General features: G+C 70.5%; 17 protein-coding genes and 2 tRNA genes. 8 read left to right on the plus strand and 11 right to left on the minus strand.

The window, feature by feature from the left end:
• Positions 1-769: 769 nt before the first annotated feature.
• The 3 genes from ACSC1Q_RS10310 to ACSC1Q_RS10320 all read left to right on the plus strand — a co-directional run bounded on the left by ACSC1Q_RS10310 (position 770) and on the right by ACSC1Q_RS10320 (position 4,803).
• Positions 770-931: a hypothetical protein gene (locus ACSC1Q_RS10310; protein WP_436758443.1), complete on the plus strand. Its 162-nt coding sequence runs from the start codon at positions 770-772 to the stop codon at positions 929-931.
• A 124-nt stretch (positions 932-1,055) separates the two neighbouring features.
• Positions 1,056-3,932 (plus strand): helix-turn-helix transcriptional regulator, encoded by a 2,877-nt coding sequence (locus tag ACSC1Q_RS10315; protein WP_436758444.1) that lies wholly within the window; start codon positions 1,056-1,058, stop codon positions 3,930-3,932.
• A 238-nt stretch (positions 3,933-4,170) separates the two neighbouring features.
• Complete coding sequence (locus ACSC1Q_RS10320; protein ID WP_436758445.1) at positions 4,171-4,803, plus strand: hypothetical protein; 633 nt, start codon at positions 4,171-4,173, stop codon at positions 4,801-4,803.
• Here the strand turns inward: ACSC1Q_RS10320 and ACSC1Q_RS10325 are convergent, their stop codons facing one another.
• The 8 genes from ACSC1Q_RS10325 to ACSC1Q_RS10360 form a co-directional block, all read right to left on the minus strand.
• The gene (locus ACSC1Q_RS10325; RefSeq protein ID WP_436758446.1) at positions 4,804-5,373 is read right to left on the minus strand and encodes a TMEM165/GDT1 family protein; all 570 of its coding nucleotides are present in this window, start codon (positions 5,371-5,373) and stop codon (positions 4,804-4,806) included. It abuts the gene before it with no gap.
• A gap of 522 nt (positions 5,374-5,895) precedes the next feature.
• A complete protein-coding gene (locus ACSC1Q_RS10330; protein ID WP_436758447.1) occupies positions 5,896-6,933 on the minus strand; it encodes a UDP-N-acetylmuramate dehydrogenase in 1,038 nt (345 codons plus the stop codon).
• Between the two features lie 122 nt (positions 6,934-7,055).
• Positions 7,056-8,351 carry a glycosyltransferase family 2 protein gene (locus ACSC1Q_RS10335; protein WP_436758448.1) on the minus strand — a complete coding sequence of 432 codons (1,296 nt, stop codon included), beginning with the start codon at positions 8,349-8,351 and terminating at the stop codon, positions 7,056-7,058.
• Positions 8,352-8,432: 81 nt separating this feature from the next.
• Positions 8,433-8,861, minus strand: coding sequence for a MaoC family dehydratase (locus ACSC1Q_RS10340; protein ID WP_436758813.1), 429 nt, complete (start codon positions 8,859-8,861; stop codon positions 8,433-8,435).
• 1 nt (position 8,862) lies between these two features.
• Complete coding sequence (locus tag ACSC1Q_RS10345) at positions 8,863-9,309, minus strand: MaoC family dehydratase N-terminal domain-containing protein (protein ID WP_344742788.1); 447 nt, start codon at positions 9,307-9,309, stop codon at positions 8,863-8,865.
• Positions 9,310-9,650: 341 nt separating this feature from the next.
• On the minus strand, positions 9,651-9,815 hold the full coding sequence (gene rpmG / locus ACSC1Q_RS10350; protein ID WP_030921771.1) for a 50S ribosomal protein L33: 165 nt from the start codon (positions 9,813-9,815) through the stop codon (positions 9,651-9,653).
• A gap of 80 nt (positions 9,816-9,895) precedes the next feature.
• Positions 9,896-9,969 (minus strand) — tRNA-Met (locus ACSC1Q_RS10355).
• A 212-nt stretch (positions 9,970-10,181) separates the two neighbouring features.
• Positions 10,182-10,254: transfer RNA gene (locus ACSC1Q_RS10360), tRNA-Thr, on the minus strand.
• 297 nt (positions 10,255-10,551) lie between these two features.
• Here ACSC1Q_RS10360 and ACSC1Q_RS10365 point away from each other — a divergent pair.
• The 5 genes from ACSC1Q_RS10365 to ACSC1Q_RS10385 all read left to right on the plus strand — a co-directional run bounded on the left by ACSC1Q_RS10365 (position 10,552) and on the right by ACSC1Q_RS10385 (position 15,845).
• Positions 10,552-12,138: a molybdopterin-dependent oxidoreductase gene (locus ACSC1Q_RS10365; protein ID WP_436758814.1), complete on the plus strand. Its 1,587-nt coding sequence runs from the start codon at positions 10,552-10,554 to the stop codon at positions 12,136-12,138.
• A gap of 47 nt (positions 12,139-12,185) precedes the next feature.
• On the plus strand, positions 12,186-12,827 hold the full coding sequence (locus tag ACSC1Q_RS10370) for a fasciclin domain-containing protein (RefSeq protein WP_436758449.1): 642 nt from the start codon (positions 12,186-12,188) through the stop codon (positions 12,825-12,827).
• A 379-nt stretch (positions 12,828-13,206) separates the two neighbouring features.
• Entirely contained in the window at positions 13,207-13,536 is a 330-nt protein-coding gene (locus ACSC1Q_RS10375) for a hypothetical protein (protein WP_436758450.1), read from the plus strand.
• A 423-nt stretch (positions 13,537-13,959) separates the two neighbouring features.
• The gene (locus ACSC1Q_RS10380) at positions 13,960-14,187 is read left to right on the plus strand and encodes a hypothetical protein (RefSeq protein WP_436758451.1); all 228 of its coding nucleotides are present in this window, start codon (positions 13,960-13,962) and stop codon (positions 14,185-14,187) included.
• Between the two features lie 365 nt (positions 14,188-14,552).
• A complete protein-coding gene (locus tag ACSC1Q_RS10385; protein WP_436758452.1) occupies positions 14,553-15,845 on the plus strand; it encodes a PP2C family protein-serine/threonine phosphatase in 1,293 nt (430 codons plus the stop codon).
• A gap of 149 nt (positions 15,846-15,994) precedes the next feature.
• Here the strand turns inward: ACSC1Q_RS10385 and ACSC1Q_RS10390 are convergent, their stop codons facing one another.
• The 3 genes from ACSC1Q_RS10390 to ACSC1Q_RS10400 all read right to left on the minus strand — a co-directional run bounded on the left by ACSC1Q_RS10390 (position 15,995) and on the right by ACSC1Q_RS10400 (position 19,029).
• A complete protein-coding gene (locus tag ACSC1Q_RS10390; protein ID WP_436758453.1) occupies positions 15,995-17,053 on the minus strand; it encodes an LLM class flavin-dependent oxidoreductase in 1,059 nt (352 codons plus the stop codon).
• A gap of 336 nt (positions 17,054-17,389) precedes the next feature.
• A complete protein-coding gene (locus ACSC1Q_RS10395) occupies positions 17,390-18,514 on the minus strand; it encodes a WD40 repeat domain-containing protein (RefSeq protein WP_436758454.1) in 1,125 nt (374 codons plus the stop codon).
• A complete protein-coding gene (locus tag ACSC1Q_RS10400) occupies positions 18,511-19,029 on the minus strand; it encodes a SigE family RNA polymerase sigma factor (RefSeq protein ID WP_436758455.1) in 519 nt (172 codons plus the stop codon). Before ACSC1Q_RS10400 ends, ACSC1Q_RS10395 begins: the two co-directional genes overlap by 4 nt.
• Positions 19,030-19,436 lie beyond the last annotated feature (407 nt).

Here is a 19,436-nt window from a genome sequence, read left to right on the forward strand (position 1 = left end):
CCCTTTCAACGAGGCGGGCGCCTTTAGGCGTCCGCACTGGTTGTGCTCATCACGTTGCCGAGGAAACAAGCGCGAAGCAATGAATTAGAGTTATTTTATCCGGACGATCAAATATTTCGGGCCAAACATATAGATGTCGTCCTCCTCCACGAGAACCCGCGATACGAAATCACGGCGAACATCTGGCAACAGAATGCCGTTCGAACAAGAACTCGCAGGTCAAGGCCATATTCCCAAGATCACTCCAATCAGGACGACACAGATCCGCCCCCCTCCACAAAGGAAAGGGAAACAGCGGAACGCCCACCGGCCCTCCGGTCCACCACGTCAAGCCACACCGCCATGTCATGAAATAGTGGCCTTGTAGACAATGGCCGGTCGATTACCGAAAATCGGCGGAAGGAATACCACGAAGGCATGGCGCCTTTTCGGTTTTCCGCGTCAGGTGGGCCGGTCGCGACCGTCCCGGGAAAGCACGCCCGTCCCGGGGAAAGCGCACCGCCGGAGGCGGTGGAAACTCCGCGCGAAGGCGGGACGCGCCCCTCCGCCGGGGCCTCGGGGACACCGGCCGCCCCAGGAGGCCCCGGGGAGGCGGGCCGGCGCCGTCTAGGTAGTGCCGGGGCGGCCTAGGCGTGATCTAGGTAGTGCCGGGGCCGGGAGACGTCCGGGAGATAGGACATCCTCCCGATGTGGGACCGGGGGCCTTAGGACGAATCTTGAGTCTGTAAGGAAAGCGCGCCGCAGGGCGCCACACCAGGAAGGAACCCCCATGGGTCCCGAGCTTCACCTTCAGATGATCGCCCACCGCACCACCGAGCTCCGGCGGGAGGCCGACAGCTACCGGCGCGCCCGTGAGGCGCAGGAGGACAGGAAGGCCCACTCGTCCGAGAAGCCCCGCCGGAGCCTCTTCAGCAAGATCATCCCGGCATGACCCCGACCCGAGAGCCCGGCCGCTCCCACCCGCCCGGCCGGGCCTCGCTGCCTCCCTGAACCACTGATTCCACCTAGCGAAAAATAGGGAGAACACACCTTTAAGGCATGACATGCTGGCAGACATGGTGGGTCGGGCGGTGAGTCCCGTCTTCGTGGGGCGGGAGAGGGAGCTTGCGGACCTGGCCGAGGCGTTCGAGCAGGCCCGGAAGGACGCGGCGGTGACCGTGCTGCTCGGCGGCGAGGCGGGTGTCGGCAAGTCACGGCTGATCGGGTGTTTCGCGGAGCGGGCCACGGCCGACGGCGCCCACGTGCTCAACGGGGGCTGCGTGGAGCTGTCGACCGAGGGCCTCGCCTACGCGCCGTTCACCGCGGCGATCCGCCAGCTCGTCCGCGAGTGCGGCGCCGAGGGGGTCGCGGCCCTGCTCCCCGAGGGAGGGGCGCGCGACCTGGCCAGGCTGCTCCCCGAGTTCGGCGAGCCCAGCGGCGACACCGAGAGCGACACCGCCCGAGCCCGCCTCTTCGAACAGATCCTCACCCTGCTGGAGCGGCTCGCGGAGCGCCACCCGGTGATCCTCCTCATCGAGGACGTCCACTGGGCCGACAGCTCCAGCCGCGACCTGATCGCCTTCCTCAGCCGGAACCTCCGCACCGCTCCCGTGCTGATGGTCCTCACCTACCGCTCCGACGAGCTCCACCGCCAGCACCCGCTCCGGCCGGTGCTCGCCGAGCTCGGCCGCCTGGACGGGGTCCTGCGGATGGACCTGCCCCGGCTCACCCAGTCCGAGGTGGCCGCCCAGATGGCCGGCATCCTCGGCACCACCCCCGAGTTCGTCCAGGTCGAGCGGGTCTTCCAGCGCAGCGAGGGCATCCCGCTGTTCGTCGAGGCGTTGATGGAGTGCGACGGAACCTGCACCTTTCCCGACTCCCTGCACGATCTGATCATCGGTTCCGTGGAGCGGCTCCCCGAGGAGACGCAGCGGGTGCTGCGCATCGCCGCCGCCGGCGGCATCCGGGTGAGCCACGCCCTGCTCGTCGCGGTCAGCGCGCTGTCGGATGTCGAGCTCGACGACGCGCTGCGCACCGCGATCGCGGCCAACGTGCTGCAGGTGGCCGACGGCCGCGCCTACGTCTTCCGGCACGCGCTGATCCGCGAGGCCGTGCACGACGAGCTCCTGCCCGGCGAGCACGTACGGCTGCACGCCCGCTTCGCCGAGGAGATCGGCAACGACCGCACGCTGGTGCCCCCCGGCCGGGCCGCCATCGAGATCGCCCACCACTGGCACTCCGCCCGCGACGACCTGTGGGCCCTCGTGTCCGCCTGGGAGGCGGCGGGCAAGGCCGCCAAGACCTTCGCCCACGGGGAGATGATGCAGCTGCTCGACCGGGTGCTCACGCTGTGGACCAAGGTCCCCGACGCCGCCGAGCGCATCGGCGTGGACCACACCACCGTCCTGGAGCAGGCCGCCGAGGCCGCGAGCGCGTGCGGGGAGGTCGACCGCGGCAGCAAGTTCGTCAAGGCCGCGCTGCACGAGCTCGACGAACGGGCCGAGCCCGCCCGGGTGGCGAACCTGGTCGTACGGAGATCGCAGTTCAAGAAGGCCAAGCGGCGGCCCGGTGTGCTCGACGACCTCCGCTACGCCGAGCGGCTGGTCCCCCGACCGGGGCTGGAGCGCGCCGAGGTGCTGTCCAAGCTGGGCTCGTACCTGATATTCAGCGGCGAGCTGGCGGAGGGGACGGCGCACACCGAGGAGGCGCTGCGGATCGCGCGCGAGCACGGCGAGGAGACCCTGGAGGCGGAGCTGCTGCTCAACCTCGCGCTGGGCCACTCGATCGCGGGGCGCATCGAGACCACGATCGAGCTCAACGAGACCGCGCAGGCGATCGGCGAGCGTGTCGGGTCGGGCCGCAGCGTCCTGCGCGCCATCGCCAACAACGTGGACGCGCTGAACAACATGGGCCGCTCCGTCGAGGCGATCGAGCTCGCCCTCGAAGGGGAGCGGCTGGCGAGGAAGTACGGCCGCTACCGCAACCAGGGCACCTTCATCGCCAACAACCGGGCCGAGGCGCTGGAGGCGCTGGGCAGGTTCGACGAGGCGGCCGAGCTGGTCGAGCGGATCCTCGGCATGGACCCCACCCTGCGTACCCGCCACCACCTGCGGCGGGTCCGCGGGGACGTGGCGGTCGCCCGCGGCGAGACGGACGTGCTCAGATCCGTCCTGGACGAGGTGAGCGCGTTCGGCACCGTCCCCGAGGAGTTCTTGCAGGAGCTGACCACCGACTCCCGGCTCATGATCGGCCTGCACGTGCTCAACGGGGAGCCGCTGACCGCGCTGGAGGTCGCCGAGCGGGTCGCCCAGGAGGGGCAGATCACGAGCAAGCCCATGCTGGGCTGGCGGACGCTCGGCCTGCTCGGCGGCATCTGCGAGACGGTCGAGGAGCTCGCGCCAGAACGGGTGGCGGCGCTGCGCGCCCACGTCGGGAAGGCCGCGGCGACGATGATCGTGGACAGCCCGGTCGCCGAGGCCTACCGGCTCGGCCTCACCCGCGACCACGACGCCGCGGCCACCGCCTGGGAACGACTCGGCCGCCCCTTCCCCCAGGCGAAGTCGCTGCTTTACGGGGGACGGATGGCGGCCGGAGCCGGTGACCGCGACGGTGCCGCGCCCCGGCTGCGCGCGGCCCACCCGATCGCCGTGGCACTCTCCGCCCGGCCGCTGGCCACCGAGATCGAGGCGCTCGCCCGCCGGATCGGGATCTCCCTCACCGAGCAGGCCGGAACCGTCGGGCGGGCCGGGGCCGGGGAGTCACCGCTGACCCCGCGCGAGCTGGAGGTGCTCCGGCTGGTCGCCCAGGGGCGGTCCAACCGCGAGGTCGCCGCCGAGCTGTTCATCTCGGCCAAGACCGTGAGCGTCCACGTCTCCAACATCCTCGGCAAGCTGGGCGTCTCCACCCGTGGCGAGGCGGTCGCGACCGCCCACCGCCTCGCCCTGATCGGCTGACCCCCCACTCCCTCACCGCGATTGATCACCTGTCCGCGGTACGGGGACAGTGGTGCGGGGACAGCGACTCACGGACAGCGACTCACGGACAGCGGCACGGCGCGGTGGGATGAATCCGGCGGCCTTTTCCCACCGGTCATCCGGGCCGATACACGTCCCACAAAGCACTAAAGATGCACAAAAAGGCTTACATATCGATATATGCGCACAAGATTTTGTGGTTACGTATCTTGATCCCATGGACTTCTTCACCGCACCACCGGCTCGGGACCGGGACCGGGAGCCCGAAGAGGAGAGAACGCTTCCCCCCTGGCTCGGCCCGCCGGACACCGTGCTCGGCCGCATCGTCGACATCAGCCGGACGCTGTTCCGCAGCGAGGCGCTGGCCATCGTGCTCACCAGCGCCATCGCCTTTCCCGAAGGGGCGAAACTCGACATCCGGATAGCGGCCCGTCCCGTCGAGGGCGTGAACAAGGAGACGTGGTGGGAGCGGCGTGACCTGATGTTCGAAAGGAGCCACCACAGATTCCGTCCAGGAAGGTCGCTGGAAGACGAGGTCCTCCGCTTCGGCGTCCGTTTCCCCGACGGCGGCAAGGCCACGACCGTTGACGGCGGGCCGCGCCACGACGGGGAGTGGCCCCCGCCGCGCCCCGACGGCCCGCTCCTCCAGCAGCACGGCGGGGGAGGTGGAAGTGGTGGTGACCGTCTCATCTCCCTCAACTGGAAACTGTGGCTGTGGCCGCTGCCTCCCGCGGGGCCGTTCGAGGTCGCGGTCGAGTGGCCCGCCTTCGACGTGCCGCTGACGTTCACCGAGGTCGACGGCGCGGCGATCGCCGCCGCCGCCGAGCACGCGCGCCCCTACTGGCCCTGATCAGGCGAACAGCGGTTCGAGCAGCAGGATCACCCCGAAGACGGCGAAGGCCGCGGCGGCGCCGTACCGGATGACCTTCTCCGGCAGGTGCTTGCCGAGCATCCGGCCGACCACGATGGCCAGGGCGTCGGCGGCGACCATGCCCACCGTCGAGCCGATCCAGGTGCCGAGCCAGCCGTACTGGGTGGCGAGCGTGATGGTCGCGAGCATCGTCTTGTCACCCAGTTCGGCGAGGAAGAAGGCGACGGTCACGGCGATGATCGCCGATCGGGTGGTGCGCTGCGCCTTCCGCGACTCCTCGTCGGTCAGCTCGTCCCCGCGCAGCGTCCACAGCGCGAAGCCCAGGAAGGCGATCCCGGCGATGATCGTGATCGCCGTGGTGGGGAGGAAGTCGCCGACCAGCCCGCCCAGGCCGACGCTGAACAGGTGGACCACCGCGGTGGCCAGGGTGATTCCGGCGAGGACCGGCCACGGTTTGAACCGGGTGGCGAAGGTCATGGCCATGAGCTGGCTCTTGTCGCCGAGCTCGGCGACGAAGATCACGACAAGACTGATCCAGAACGCTTCCAACGAGGGTGCCCTTCCCGCGTACGCAGCCGGGCGGAAGGGGGAACCCGGGGAGTCTCGGGCACGTCTTCGGCCCGGCGGCATCCAACAATGCCTGCCAGGCCGAAGGTCTCGTCCGCCACGGAACCGGGCCGAAACGGCCGGATCCGGGGCCCGCGCGACCGGGCGCCTCGGGCGCCAGCATGTCGATCACGCGATTGGGACTACTCCCCTTCGGGTCTTTCCATCAGACCATAGCAGCAGAAATCGGATGCCCATTCCCGCCCCCCAAGCACCTCGGGAGCTCCGGCGGATCCCGGGAACCCCGGAGAATCCCGAGAACCCCGAAGGATCCCGGGAACCCCGAAGGATCCCGGGAACCCCGAAGGATCCCGGGAACCCCGGAGGATCCCGGGAACCCCGGAGGACATCGGAAACCCCCGAGAGCCCCGAAGGACCTGGGGCCCCCGAAGGACCCCGGGGAACCTTGGAGAGCCCCGGGAACCCGGAAAAAAACCTCGCGGGGCCGGACGACGCCGGTGAACCTCAGAGCCGGGTGCCGACCATCACGGGCTCGTTGACCAGGGTGACGCCGAACTTCTCCAGGACGCCGTCCCTGACCTCGCGGGCGAGGTCGAGGAGCTCCTCCGTCGACGCCACCATTTCCGGATTTGTCATGGCAAGGGTGTGCTTGGTGGAGATGCGGGCCGGGCCGCGCCGGTAGCCCTTCGGGAACCCGGCGTTCTCGATCAACCACGCCGCCGGGACCTTGACGGCCCCCTCCGGCATGTCCCAGCGGGGAAAGCCCGGCGCCCGCAGCTCCAGCTCGGCGGCCCGCGCGGCGGCCAGGACCGGGTTGGTGAAGAACGACCCGGCGCTGCGGGTGTCCGGGTCGGCGGCGTCCAGGACCATGCCCTTGCCGGCGCGCAGCTCCAGCACCGCCGCCCGCGCGTCGGCGAGCGGCACCCGGTCGCCCGGGGCGACGCCCAGCCGGGAGGCCAGCTCGCGGTAGGCGACCGGGCCGGACAGCGCGTCCCCGGCCAGCTCGTAGGTGACCGCGAGCACGACGTACCGCCCCAGGTCGTCCTTGAACGCGCTGTGCCGGTAGGCGAATCCACACTCCTCCGCGGCCAGGTCCCGCACCTCACCGGCCCGGCGGTCGTAGGCCCGGACGGCGGTGATCGTCTGGGAGACGTCCTGCCCGTAGGCGCCGACGTTCTGGATCGGCGTGGAACCGACCAGCCCGGGGATGCCGGACAGGCACTCCACGCCCGACCGGCCCTCGCGCACCGCGCGCTCGACCAGGGCGTCCCAGTCCTCGCCCGCCTGCGCGGTGACCAGGTCCCCCGCGACCTCGACGCCCCGGGAGGCGACGCGCACGACCAGGCCGTCGAAGCCCTCGTCGGAGACGACCAGATTGCTGCCGCCGCCCAGCACGAGCACCGGCTCGCCCGCCCGGTCGGCCGCCGCCACCAGCTCGACGATCTCCTCGGACGACCCCGCCTCCACGAACGCCCCGGCCGGTCCCCCCAGCCCCAGCGTCGTGTACGGCGCCAGCCGCACCCCCGCCACCCGCTCCGTCATGCGCTCTTCCCCACTCGCGACCACCCGCGACCACTCACGCCACCCACGACCACTCGCGATCACCCACGACCAATCGCGGCCACCCGCGACCGCTCGCGACCCGACCGAAATCCGCGACCAGCCTACGGGGAGCGCAGCAGCCCCAGCACCCGGTCGTAGGTCCGCCGGGACTCCTCGTCGCGGTACCCGGGGTCCGCGCCGTCGTCGCGGCGGTGCCGGTCCTGGTGGACCGGGAGATCCTTCCCCAGGGCGACGAGAGTGCCGGGCAGCCTGAGCGAGAACTCCAGGTCGGCGTTGCGGTAGTAGCGGGCGTCGGCGGGGAAGCCGCCCGCGGCGAGCGCGGTGTCGCGCCTCACCGCGAACAGGTGACCGAGCAGTCCCCGGACCTCGCCGGGCTCGGCCTCCAGCCACTCCTCGTCGTCCTCGCGGGGATTCACACCCTTCCACCCGGCCGCGGTCACGTCGTCGTCCAGCGCCTTGACGAGCGGGGTGACGGCGTCGCCGTCCAGGACCACGGAGGTGTCCATGACGACGTGCACGTCCGAGGTGTCGAGGCGCAACAGCCTGTCGCGGCTCTCGCCCCACCCCGCGGAGCCGCCCTTCCAGTGCGGCGACTCGGCCACGTGCCAGGCCTCCACCCGGCGGGGGAACTCCTCCACCAGCTCCTGCAGGACCGCTCCCGCGCCGTCCACGTCTCCCAGGTCGAGGGCGAGGACCCTCGCCTCCGTACGGGCGACCAGGGCGCGCACGCACTCGCGCACCTCGTCGGGACGGCCGTCGACCAGCAGCGCGACGGTGACCGTCGGCCGCGCGGCCCTCGCCTCCTCGACCTCGGCCGGTGGGACGATGGTCTCGTCGAGCCGGGAGACCGACAGGCTGGCGTCCCACAGCAGCTGGGAGGAGACCATCCGCTCGGGATGACCGTCGAGATCGTCGGACCGGCCGACCAGCTCCGACCCCTCGGGGGTCTGCTGGGGCGCCGCCTCGCTCTCGGCGACCTTCTTCGCGTCCAGGTCTCCGAGCCGCCCCGGGTGGCGTCCCGGTTCCGCGGCCTCGGCGACCCGCCCGGGGTCTGCCGAGTCGTCCCGTCCGGTGGCGGCGTCCGTGTCACCGTCCTCGGCGCCGATCCGCCCCGGGGCCGTGGAGGCTCCCGGTTCGCCGCTCGAACCGTCCCGCTCCGTTCCCCGGGAACCCCCATCCGGTCCCCGGGAACCCCCCTCGGGCAGGGAGCTCACCGTGGGCCACACCTCGAAGGAGGGGGAGGGGATGAGCTCGAAGCCGTCCGCGGTGTCCCGGACGAGCCAGCCCTCGGATCTGATCTCGTCACGGAGCGCGTCGGAGGCGGCATGATCGTGTTCGGTTCGCGCCTTGGCCCGCCGCTCGGCCAGGCCGGTCACGTTAGGAGGTACTTCGCTCATGCTGGGGAGCTACCCCTGAACAGGGAGAAGATTCGGCCCCGGCCCACGGGCCCGCCGCGACACCGCGCTCGCCGCGGGCGCCTACGCCAGCTGGACCACCGCGCGGGCCTTGGACAGGACCCGGGAGTCGTTGGACCTGGCGGTCAGGGCGACCACCACGCGCTTGTCCTCAAGCTTCTCCTCGACGATCCCGCTCACCGTGATGACGGCGCCCTGGTCGTCGTCGGGGACGACCACCATGGAGGAGAACCGCACCCCGTAGTCGACGACCGCGCCGGGGTCGCCCACCCAGTCGGTGACGAACCGGCCGCCCTGCGCCATGGTGAACATGCCGTGCGCGATGACGTCGGGAAGCCCGACGGTCTTGGCGAAGCGCTCGTTCCAGTGGATGGGGTTGAAGTCACCCGAGGCCCCGGCGTACATCACCAGGTTGGCGCGGCGCACCGCGTATTCGGCGGGCGGGATCTCCTGGCCCGTCTCGACCTCGTCGTACTTGACCGTCGCGGCCATCTCAGCCCGCCCCTCCACGCTCGACGATGGTGTTGTAGGTCGTGCACACGAACTCACCCTCGACGGTGCTGACGTCGCTCTTGACGGTGATCAGCTCGTTGCGGCCGACACTGCGGATGTCGGTCACGGTGGAGACGCTGACCAGCTCGTCCCCCGCGTGGATCGGCCGCCGGTACTCGAAGCGCTGCTCGCCGTGGACCACCATGGCGAGGTTCAGGCCGAGCTCGGGGTCGGTCAGGATCGACCCTCCGGCCAGGCTGAACACGATGGGGAAGGTCGGCGGCGCGATCACGTCGGGGTGCCCCGCGGCCTGGGCGGCCTCCCTGTCCCGGTAGATCGGGTTGTTGTCGCCGATCGCCGTCGCGAACTCTTTGATCTTCACGCGACTGACCTCGTACGGCGAGGAGGGCGCGGACGCCCGCCCGACGAAGTCACGGTTCAGAGCCATCGTGCTCCTTTGCGGATATCGAACCGGATCGGACCGGATCGAACCGGTGGGGCCGACACCGGCGGGTCGGACGAGACATTGACAGAACAAGATTCCAGTATGTGCCCTCGGGCAGGCCACCGGAAAGCGGGCCGCCTGGAAGCGGCCCACCGGCGGGCGGGCCGCCAGGAAACCGTAGCCCGGCCCGGCCCCGCGCCGGATCTCCTGCGTGGTCAACGCTCGCGCCAGAAAACTGTACGGATACGACAAACCGGCGCCTCGTCTGAGGACGCCGGTTTCCGTGTGGAGTGTGTGCGTGCCGAAGCACTCATCTCCCGCCGCGGCGGAAGGCTTCGCGCAGACTAACGAGTCTCGCGGTGCGCCTGGTGCGTCTTGCAGTTGGGGCAGTACTTCTTCAGCTCAAGCCGATCCGGGTCGTTGCGCCGGTTCTTCCGCGTGATGTAGTTGCGGTGCTTGCACTCCTGGCAGGCCAGCGTGATCTTCGGCCTAACGTCGGTGGCAGCCACTTGGGAGTGCCTTTCTACGTTCTGGACAGTGGACAACCCACGACAGGACTTCCCCTGTGGGAGAAGCCCCGGATGGGTAGTAGCGGAGGCCGGACTTGAACCGGCGACACAACGATTATGAGCCGTTTGCTCTGCCTGGCTGAGCTACTCCGCCTTGAGGCCGACGAAATCGACCGACCCCGCAAGGATACCCGACCCGCGGAGCGCCTGCGAACTTGTGCAGGTCAGGGCGATCTCTTCTGGGTCGCCCCAGTATGCCCGCTCGCGTGTCAGGAACCTTGAGTATTTTCTGGCCCGCCTTTACCTGCCTTCAAGGCCAACCAAGCCGAAAGCCCTAACCAGGAGGTTAGGGCTTTTAGGCTGTTGAGCCCCTTTACGGAATCGAACCGTAGACCTTCTCCTTACCATGGAGACGCTCTGCCGACTGAGCTAAAGGGGCCTGTCCGTGTCGCTCTCGCTTGCGGACAGGTGTAACCATACACGGCTCCGCAGCGGGATGCGAAATCAAATGAGGTCCACCCGGACCACCACACCTCCCCCTCGAAGCCCCCACGCCGCCCCTCGCGAAGCACCCCGGCCAAGATCCGGTCCATCTCCCCGGATACCGAGGGAGAACCTCGGAGAACGCGGCCCCGCCGTGAGGTGCGGCAGGCGCCGAATCCGGTCCGGCGATCGAGTGGGGCGGATCCGCACCAATCCTCGGCCGTGAGGTCTCCGAATACGTTGCGTGGCGAATCTGGGACATGTGGTGAGGGCGGCGGGAGCGGGGCTCTTGCCGGCGCTGGCCGCGCTCGGCGGCGGAGAGCTGGCGGCGGGGCTGCTCCGGCCGCAGTCCTCCCCGCTCGTCGCCGTGGGCGGCGCGGTCATCGACCTGACGCCGACCCCGGTGAAGGAGTTCGCCGTAAGCACCTTCGGGGCCTACGACAAACTCATCCTGATCGGCACGATCGTCGCCGTCCTGCTCGCCGCCGCCGTCCTGCTCGGCTTCCTCGCGGCGGCCGGGCGACGGATCCTGGCCGCGGCGGGCGTGGCCGGGCTCGGCGCCCTCGGTGCCCTCGCGGCCGGAACGCGGCCGGCGGCGGTCCCCCTGGACGTGGCGCCGCCCCTGGTGGCGGCGGGCGTGGGAGCCCTCACCCTGCTCCTTCTCACCCGCGCCGCCACCGGGACGGCACCACCCTCGCGAAACACCGGAACGGCACCATCCCTGGAAAACCCGGAAGGCACCGGGGCGGCGCCCGCGAAAGAGGGCGGAGCCCTCCCCGACGGCGGGACGGCGCCGTCCGGTTCGCGCCGCAGGGCCTTCCTCCTCACGGGCGCGGGTGCCGGAGCGGCCTTCGCGGCCGGCCGCCTGCTCTCCTCCCGCGTCCCCGCCACCACCGAACTCGCCCTGCCCGCACCCGCCTCACCGGCACGGCCGCTCCCGGCGGGGACCGATCTCCGCGTCCCCGGGCTGAGCCCGTTCGTCACCCCGGCCGCTGATTTCTACCGGGTCGACACGGCGCTGGTCGTCCCCCGCCCCGACCTGGCGAGCTGGACGCTCCGCGTCCACGGCACCCGGACGATCGAGCTGACGATGGCCGACGTGCTCGGGCGAGGGCTGATCGAGCGCGACATCACCCTGACCTGCGTCTCCAACGAGGTCGGCGGGCCGTACGCGGGAAACGCCCGCTGGCTGGGCGTGCCACTGCCCGTCCTCCTGCGGGAGGCGGGCGTTCCCGCCGGTGCCGACCAGTTGCTGAGCACCTCGGCCGACGGCTGGACCTGCGGCACCCCGATGGAGATCGTCATGGACGGCCGCGACGCGATGCTGGCCGTCGGCATGAACGGCCGGGCCCTCCCCGCCGAACGCGGTTTCCCCGCCCGGCTCCTCGTGCCCGGCCTGTACGGCTACGTGTCCGCCACCAAGTGGGTCGTGGATCTCCGGATGACCCGCTACGCCGACGAGCGCGCCTACTGGACCGAACGCGGCTGGGCCGTCGACGCGCCCGTCAAGACCATGTCCAGGATCGACGTCCCGGCTCCTCTCAAGCGCCTGCGGGCCGGAACCGTGCGGGTCGCCGGGGTCGCCTGGGCGCAGCACCGGGGCATCGCGGCCGTCGAGGTCCGCGTGGACGGCGGCCCCTGGCAGGAGGCCACGCTGGCCGCCACCCCCGGCCCCGACACCTGGCGGCAGTGGACCTGGACCTGGCGGGCCACCCCCGGCGTCCACACCTTGGAGGCCCGTGCCACCGACGCGACCGGGCGCGTCCAGCAATCGTCCCGCGTGACGCCGTTCCCCGACGGCGCGACGGGCTGGCACTCGGTCGTGGTCACCGTCGCGTGACCGATCCGACCCACACACCGATGAGAACCGACAGAAGGAGCATCACCATGAAGAGCACGGCATTCGCCGCCACCACCCTGGCCGTCCTGGCCCTCACCGCGGCCTGCGGGGGCGGTGACACCGGGGCGACCGGCGGCACGGCGGCACCGGCGACGTCCTCCCCCATGGAGAGCGCGACGCAGAGCCCGATGGAGACCCCGACCGAGGACGCCATGGCCGGCGCCCCGTTCGGCACCGCCTGCTCCGCCGTACCGGCGTCGGGTGAGGGAAGCTTCACCGGCATGGCCGACGACCCGGTCGCCACCGCCGCGTCCAACAACCCGGTCCTGTCCACGCTGGTCGCGGCGGTCAAGAAGGCCGGTCTGGTCGACACGCTCAACTCCGCCAAGGACATCACGGTGTTCGCGCCGACCGACGACGCGTTCGCCAAGATCCCGAAGGCGACCCTCGACAAGGTTCTCGCCGACAAGGCGACGCTGACCAAGATCCTGACCTACCACGTCGTCGCCGGCAAGAAGAGCCCGGCGGACCTGGGCGACGCCTCGCTGGAGACGCTGCAGGGCGGCACGCTGACCGTCAAGGGCTCGGGCGAGGACTACACGGTCAACGACTCCAAGGTCGTCTGCGGGAACGTTCCCACCGGCAACGCCACCGTCTACATCGTCGACACCGTTCTCATGCCGAAGTAGACACCCCGTTCGTGCCGGTTCCGACACGGTGCCCGCGCCTCGGGGACACTTGAGGGGGCGGGCCCGTGCCGGGGCGATCCCGGCACCGGCCGCGCGGAGGGGCGCCCGCGGCGGCCCCTCTCCACGTGGTCCGGCAGTGTCCCGGGGAGCGGTTGCCCGCCCCACGGGTCATAGATGAAACGATCGGCGAAGACCGGTGCCCGCCGCGGCTCGCCGCCGGGAGGTGCCCCGGTCCCCGTACGGCCGTCGATCTCCGCCTGGAGCGGCACCGAGGACACGCGCCACGACAAAGGACAGGTTGCGTACCCTCTGGTCACTCGTGGTGGCCGTCGGCGTTTCCGGGGACCACCGAGTCTTTTGCCGAACACCGAGGAGCACGATGCCGCAGGACCGTCGCAGGGACACGATCCGGGCGCTCGACGAGAGCGACCGGCCGCACCTGTACTGGCACGGAGTGGACGGCGACGGCCACGTGTGGCTGTTCGAGACCGTCATCGACAGCGGCGGGGAATATTGGCCCGTGAGACACGCCGAACTGGGTTCTGACGGCCTCGCCCGCACGTACTCGTGGCGGCACATCGAGGACGAGCACGGCTTCCTGGCCGAGGGCCCGATCTATCCCGGTGACTTCGGCCTGAACGCCCTGACCCCCGAGGAGTTCGACACCCTGTGGACCGCCCTGTCGGCCGGTGAGAGCACCCCCCGATGAGAGCACTTCCCGATGAGAGCACCCCTCGGTGAGCGCACCCTTCGGTCCCTCGGCGGGTGAGAAGCACCCCTCCGTGGTCAAGGGTGCACCTCACCACGCTCCCCAGACCCGGGATCCCTGACTCCCGTCTCCGGCCCCGGATCCTCCCGCCGGGCGCCCCGGCCACCCCGCCCCCGCGCCTTGATCCGCCCGTCCCGGATCCACGGGTACGGCCCGGGATACGGACCGGTCGCCGACCGTGCCGGACCGGCGGGCGAATGGCATTCACCAGCTCTTTCCATCGATTTTCGACTGTTTTCGACCACCGCTCAGCCCCCGTTACGGCCGCGCCATAAGATCGCCGCATTCGGATGACAAAGTGGGTTATTTCGCATATATGCATAGGGGTAAGTTGCTCGCATGAGCGGAACGCCCGGCCTGAGAATGGCAGCCTCGGACAAGACCGCGCTGAGCCTGTGGACCGCCGACGCGGTGGTGCTGTTCGACTGGCTCCTGAGCGTGGATCTCGACCAGCTCCCCGTCCGGCACATGGCACAGAAACAGGCCCTGATGGACCTTCTCCAACAGCTTGACCGGAGCATTCCCGGCTACACCTCCGAGGACATCGAACAGGCGCACCACCTGCTGCTGACCCGCGAGATGGGTCTGTGAACACGTCCTCCCGCCCCTGAGATTCACCTCGCCACCGGCCCGGCGCCGTCACGCCGCGACGGCGGGAGCCCGCGCCCCCACGACCCGTGCCACGACACGCCTCCGTGCCATGACCCCGAGAACCCGCGGCTCGGCCACGTGATTCACAGCGGGACCACGAGCCCGGCGAAGTCCTGTGACCCGGGAACGGATCATGTGGGGCAACGCCGTCCCGGGACCGCTCACCTACAGTTTGGCCTGTAGTGGTCTGTAGCGATCTGTACTGCTCTGTGAAGCACAATCGCCTGCCCCGGGCTGATTCCGGCGGCTCCGGGTATGAGCGGCGTGATCGTGGATGGCGTACCCGGAAGAAGGCGGTCACGCACATGGGCGTTGAGATCCCGGCGGCGGTGTTCGATCCCAAACGCCTGTCGGCGGTGTGGGCCACCGGCCTGCTCGACACCGAGCCCGAACCGTCGTTCGACGATCTCGCGCGGCTGGCCGCGCGGGTGACCGGCACGCCGAGGGCGTTCGTGACCCTGGTCGACGACCGGCGGTCGTTCTGGAAGAGCGCGATCGGGATGGGCGAGCTGTCCGTGTCCGAACGGCAGAACCCGGTGCCCGACGGCCCCTGCCACATCCTGATCGCGACGAACGAGCCGCTGTTCGTGAGCGACGCCGCCACCGACCCCCGCGTACGCCACCTTCCGGCGGTGGAGCGGCTGGGGATCGGCGGGTGGGCCGGATACCCCATCCACGGCCCGGACGGCGAGGTCCTGGGCGGGTTCTGCGTGGTGGACTCGGTGTCGCGCGCGTGGTCCGAGGCCGACGCGCAGACGCTGGCCATCCTGGCGCGCGCCGTGTCGGGTGAGATCCGGCTCAGGGACGCGCTGGCCCGCTCCGAGCGGCACGTGACGGAGCTGAAGACCGCGGGCGAGGTGTCCGAGAGACTGGCCCGTACCCTCCAGGACAGCCTGCTGCCGCCGATGATGCCGACGGTTCCCGGCCTGCAGGCCGCCGCCACCTACATCCCGGCCACCGGCGAGGTGGACGTGACCGGCGACTTCTACGACCTGTTCCTGGCGAGCGGTTCGCGCTGGTGCGCGGTCCTGGGCGACGTGTGCGGGCACGGCGTGGAGGCCGCGCAGATCACCGCCCTGGCCCGGTACACCCTGCGGGCCGACGCGCCCCGCCACGTCTCGCCCAGCAGGGTGCTGGAGCAGCTGAACCGGGCCCTGCTGGCCCAGCGGGTCAGGGACGGGCGGTTCCTGACGGTGGTGTGCGCGATCTTCCGCCCGGACGGGAACGGTTTCACGGGAATGCTGTCCACGGCCGGGCACCCCTCCGCCCTGCTGCGGCGGGCCGACGGAAGCGTGGAGTCGCTGAGGACGCCCGGCGTCGTGCTGGGCATCATGGAGGAGACGAGGCTCGGGAACATCCGTTTCGACCTGGGGCCCGGTGACACGCTGGTGCTGTACAGCGACGGCGTCACCGAGGCCCATCCGCCGAGACGGCAGGACCTGTTCGGCGACGAGCGCCTGGTCGCCCTGCTGGCGGAGTGCGGGCATCTCGACGCCGGCGACATCGTGCGGCGGATCGGGGACGCCACGCTCGACCACAGCCAGGGACACATGACCGACGACATGGCCATCCTGGCGCTCCGCGTCCCGGCCCGGTGACCGGAACTTCTCTCGCCGGATGCCCGGAGGAATGTCGAGGACGCGGCCGCCCGCCTCTACCTGTGACCAGCCGGAACGAGCCCCACCGGACCGGCCCGAGCAGGCCGGTCCGGATTGATCGGAGCGGGTCGGAGCGGGTCGGAGCGGGGTCAGCCGGCCGGTGTCGTGGCGGGGGTCCGGGCCAGCAGCCGCCTCACCCTCGGCACGACCTCCTCGCCGTAGAGGCGGATCGTGGTCATCAGCCTCTCGTGGGAGAGCGTCCCGGAGCTGTACTTGAGCTCGAAGCGGTCGACGCCGAGCGTGCCCACCGTCTTCGCGATCTTCGCGGCCACCGTCTCGGGTGATCCGACGTAGAGCGAGCCCTCGTCGGCCTCCGCCTCGAAGCGGTCGCGGTTCGTCGGGCCCCAGCCACGCTCGCGGCCGATGCGGTCGTGCATCGCCCGGTAGTGCGGCCAGAGGTCGTCGCGGGCCTGCCGGTCGGTCTCGGCGATGTGACCCGGAGAGTGCACGCCGACCGGCAACCGCCGGCCTCCCAGCTGGTCGAGGGCACGGTGGTACAGGTCGACGTACGGCGCGAAACGCTCCGGCGAGCCGCCGATGATCGCGAGCATGAGCGGCATCCGATAGCGCGCGGCGCGCACCACGGACTCGGGGCTGCCGCCGACGCCGATCCAGGTGCGCAGCCGGCCGGACTCCGTCTTCGGATACACGTGCTGGTCCTCCAGCCCGGGACGGAGCCGGCCCCGCCAGGTGACCGGGCCCTCCTCCAGGAGATGGGAGAACAGGTCGAGTTTCTCCTCGAACAGCTCCTCGTACTGCGACAGGTCGAACCCGAACAGCGGAAACGACTCCGTGAACGAGCCACGGCCGAGGATGATCTCCGCACGCCCCTGGGACACCGCGTCCAGGGTCGCGAACTTCTCGAACACCCGCACCGGGTCGTCCGAGCTGAGCACGGTCACCGCGGTGCCGAGACGGATGCGTTCGGTACGGCCGGCGATCGCCGCCAGCACGACCTCCGGGGCCGAGATCGCGAAATCGTCCCGGTGGTGCTCCCCGATGCCGATCGCGTCGATCCCCACGCTGTCGGCGAGCACGGCCTCCTCGACGACGTTACGGATCACCTGCGCGTACGGCAGCCGGTTCCCGTCCGCGTCGACGGTGACGTCCCCGAAGGTGTCGATCGCGAACTCAAGCGGTGCGGACATCATCTCCCTCTTTCCCAACGACTTCCCGACGGCTTCCCGACGGCTTCCCGACGGCTTCTGAACGGCTTCCCGACAGCTCCGATGGCTTCCCGACGGCTCCGGCGGCTTCCCGGCCGTCATCGCTCAGTCGTCGCTCAACGGCGCGGACAGTAGGCGGAAACCACGGCGCCACGGTGAGAATTCCGGCAGGTGACCGGTGGCCGTACCGGCCGGCGCGAGGCCGGGGCACGCGGTCCGCCCTGCGGCTCCCGGCGCGCCCCGGTCACCTCGGAGGCGCCTCATCCGGGACGTCGTCCCGGGAAAGGCCAGGGGTGAGGGCCTGACGTCTCGGTGCCGTCAGAGGCCCGGCATTCCGGGCAGAGCCAGGGACATGTGCCTGGACATGCCCGGGTAGCGGGCCAGCCGCCGGGCCTGGCCGGTGTTGACGTCGACCGCGTAGGTGCTGGTCTCCCCGTCCTCGTAGATGATCGTGATCTCGGATCCGCCGCGCCAGAGGGAGGTCACGCACATGCCACGGCTCTTCGGCAGGCCGCGGACGGCGACCCTCCTCAGGGTCCGCCCGGTCCTGGCGTCGAGAAGGGTTAACGTGCACTTCATGTGGTCCTTCCTCTCGAAGTCCATGGCGGCCACCGTGCGGCCGTCCGGGGCGGGCTCGCTGAACATGATGAACACGCCGTCGAAGCGCACCGGCGCGCCTCCGCCGGTGACGGGCATCAGCCACAGGTCGGTCTTGACGTACCGGACCAGCGCGACGACGCCGTCCTTGATGCCGATCGCCTCGAACCTGCCCGACACCGGCACCGTCCTGCCGGTCCGCGTGTCGATCAGCAGGCCGGGATCCTTGCTCCCCTCCCGCGGATCGAAGAACACGTGGCGGCCGTCGTCGGAGACCACGAGCATGGAGCCTATGCCGATCCGCTCCTCCTTCACCGTGACGGGGGAGGTCACCTCGGAGCCGCTCACCAGGTCACGGACCACGTGCGCCTGGGCCTCACGGCTGTAGTAGGCGATCATGCGCCCGTCCCGGCTGATCGCGACGGGCGCGTTCCGCCCCTTGCTGTTGGCGGTGAGCGCCTGTGGCAGCCGGTAGGTCGTGCCGGTGCCGGTGACCACCCGCCACTCGACGACGCTGCAGTCGGGAGGTTGCCGCCGCTGCTTCGGGTCGACCTTGCACGGTGTCCGGTACGCGTGGCTGAGCGATCCCACCTTGCCGTCGGGCAGGTCGGGCACCTTCTCCACGCTCCCCGGCGTGGCCGTGTCGTCGCGGTCGTCGCGGCCGTCGCGGGACCCCGGCAGCGCCACGGCCGCCGTCGCCACGCCGAGCACCGCGACCGCCGCGACGGCGGCCAGCGTCAGGGTGGTACGCCGTCTGCGCCGGTGACCGGCGATGACCAGATCGGCCAGGTCCACCAGTGGGGCCTCGTTGGCGATACCGTCCAGCGCGTCGTGCAGCCTCGTCATCGGGCCACCTCCCTGATCTCGGGATCGGACAGCAGGTGCGCCAGCTCGGGCGCGAGCGCGCGCAGGCGGGCCAGCGCGTGATGGACCTGACTCTTGACGTTGCCCACCGAGCAGCCGAGCGTCTCGGCCGCCTGCGTCTCGGTGAGGTCCTCCCAGAAGCGCAGCACGATCACGGCGCGCTGCTTGGGCGTCAGCTTGGCCAGCGCCTGGCGCAGCACGATCCGGTCGAGCGCGGCCTCGTCGTAGGAGGCGCCGCGTTCCGGCGGGTCGGCGCTCGGCAACTCGGGGCGGGGTCTGCGCCACCAGGAGATGTACTGGTTGACCAGCGCCTTGCGCACGTACGCCTCCGGGTTGCCGCCCTCGGACAGCTTGGGCCACTGCCCCACGACCTTGATCAGGACGCTCTGCAGCAGGTCCTCGGCGAGGTGGGCGTCTCCCGTGAGCAGGTAGGCGGCCCGCATCAGCGCCTGCTGGCGGGCGAGCACGAACTCGCGGAAGCCGTCGTGATGATTCAATGTGATCTCCTCCCGCCCGTTCCCAACGCGCCCCGCCGCCCGAATGGTTGTAGCCCTCTCCCCGCTCTTCGCGGCTCCCGGTCCCCCACGGCTCCCGGTTCTTCACGCCGCCCAGTTCTTCGCGGCTCCCGGTCCTTGGGCGCGGCCGGAGTGTCAGCCCGTGCCTCGGCCTGGAGTATCGGCCCGTGACCCCGGCTGGAGGCATCCGCTCGTGGCTTCGACCTGCGTCTCAGCCCTTGGGATCACCCGCTGCGATTCCTCAATGTCACTCCCAAAACGACACAAAAGCTGATATATCTGACATTCCGCGAGTGTCGTACGGAGTCCATGGGGTCCGTGGGGTCCGTGATGCCCTCGGCATCACCTCATCGACCCCAGGTGCATCATGTGCAAACTCACTCAGTCTT

This window comes from Streptosporangium heterodermiicola (assembly GCF_051390675.1).
Taxonomy (GTDB): domain Bacteria; phylum Actinomycetota; class Actinomycetes; order Streptosporangiales; family Streptosporangiaceae; genus Streptosporangium.

Bases quoted from the DNA above. Each gene is read 5' to 3' on its own strand.
- ACSC1Q_RS10310 (WP_436758443.1), top strand. From the start codon at position 770: ATGGGTCCCGAGCTTCACCTTCAGATGATCGCCCACCGCACCACCGAG.
- ACSC1Q_RS10315 (WP_436758444.1), top strand. From the start codon at position 1,056: ATGGTGGGTCGGGCGGTGAGTCCCGTCTTCGTGGGGCGGGAGAGGGAG.
- ACSC1Q_RS10320 (WP_436758445.1), top strand. From the start codon at position 4,171: ATGGACTTCTTCACCGCACCACCGGCTCGGGACCGGGACCGGGAGCCC.
- ACSC1Q_RS10330 (WP_436758447.1), bottom strand. From the start codon at position 6,933: ATGACGGAGCGGGTGGCGGGGGTGCGGCTGGCGCCGTACACGACGCTG.
- ACSC1Q_RS10335 (WP_436758448.1), bottom strand. From the start codon at position 8,351: ATGAGCGAAGTACCTCCTAACGTGACCGGCCTGGCCGAGCGGCGGGCC.
- ACSC1Q_RS10340 (WP_436758813.1), bottom strand. From the start codon at position 8,861: ATGGCCGCGACGGTCAAGTACGACGAGGTCGAGACGGGCCAGGAGATC.
- ACSC1Q_RS10345 (WP_344742788.1), bottom strand. From the start codon at position 9,309: ATGGCTCTGAACCGTGACTTCGTCGGGCGGGCGTCCGCGCCCTCCTCG.
- ACSC1Q_RS10370 (WP_436758449.1), top strand. From the start codon at position 12,186: ATGAAGAGCACGGCATTCGCCGCCACCACCCTGGCCGTCCTGGCCCTC.
- ACSC1Q_RS10375 (WP_436758450.1), top strand. From the start codon at position 13,207: ATGCCGCAGGACCGTCGCAGGGACACGATCCGGGCGCTCGACGAGAGC.
- ACSC1Q_RS10380 (WP_436758451.1), top strand. From the start codon at position 13,960: ATGGCAGCCTCGGACAAGACCGCGCTGAGCCTGTGGACCGCCGACGCG.
- ACSC1Q_RS10385 (WP_436758452.1), top strand. From the start codon at position 14,553: ATGGGCGTTGAGATCCCGGCGGCGGTGTTCGATCCCAAACGCCTGTCG.
- ACSC1Q_RS10390 (WP_436758453.1), bottom strand. From the start codon at position 17,053: ATGTCCGCACCGCTTGAGTTCGCGATCGACACCTTCGGGGACGTCACC.
- ACSC1Q_RS10395 (WP_436758454.1), bottom strand. From the start codon at position 18,514: ATGACGAGGCTGCACGACGCGCTGGACGGTATCGCCAACGAGGCCCCA.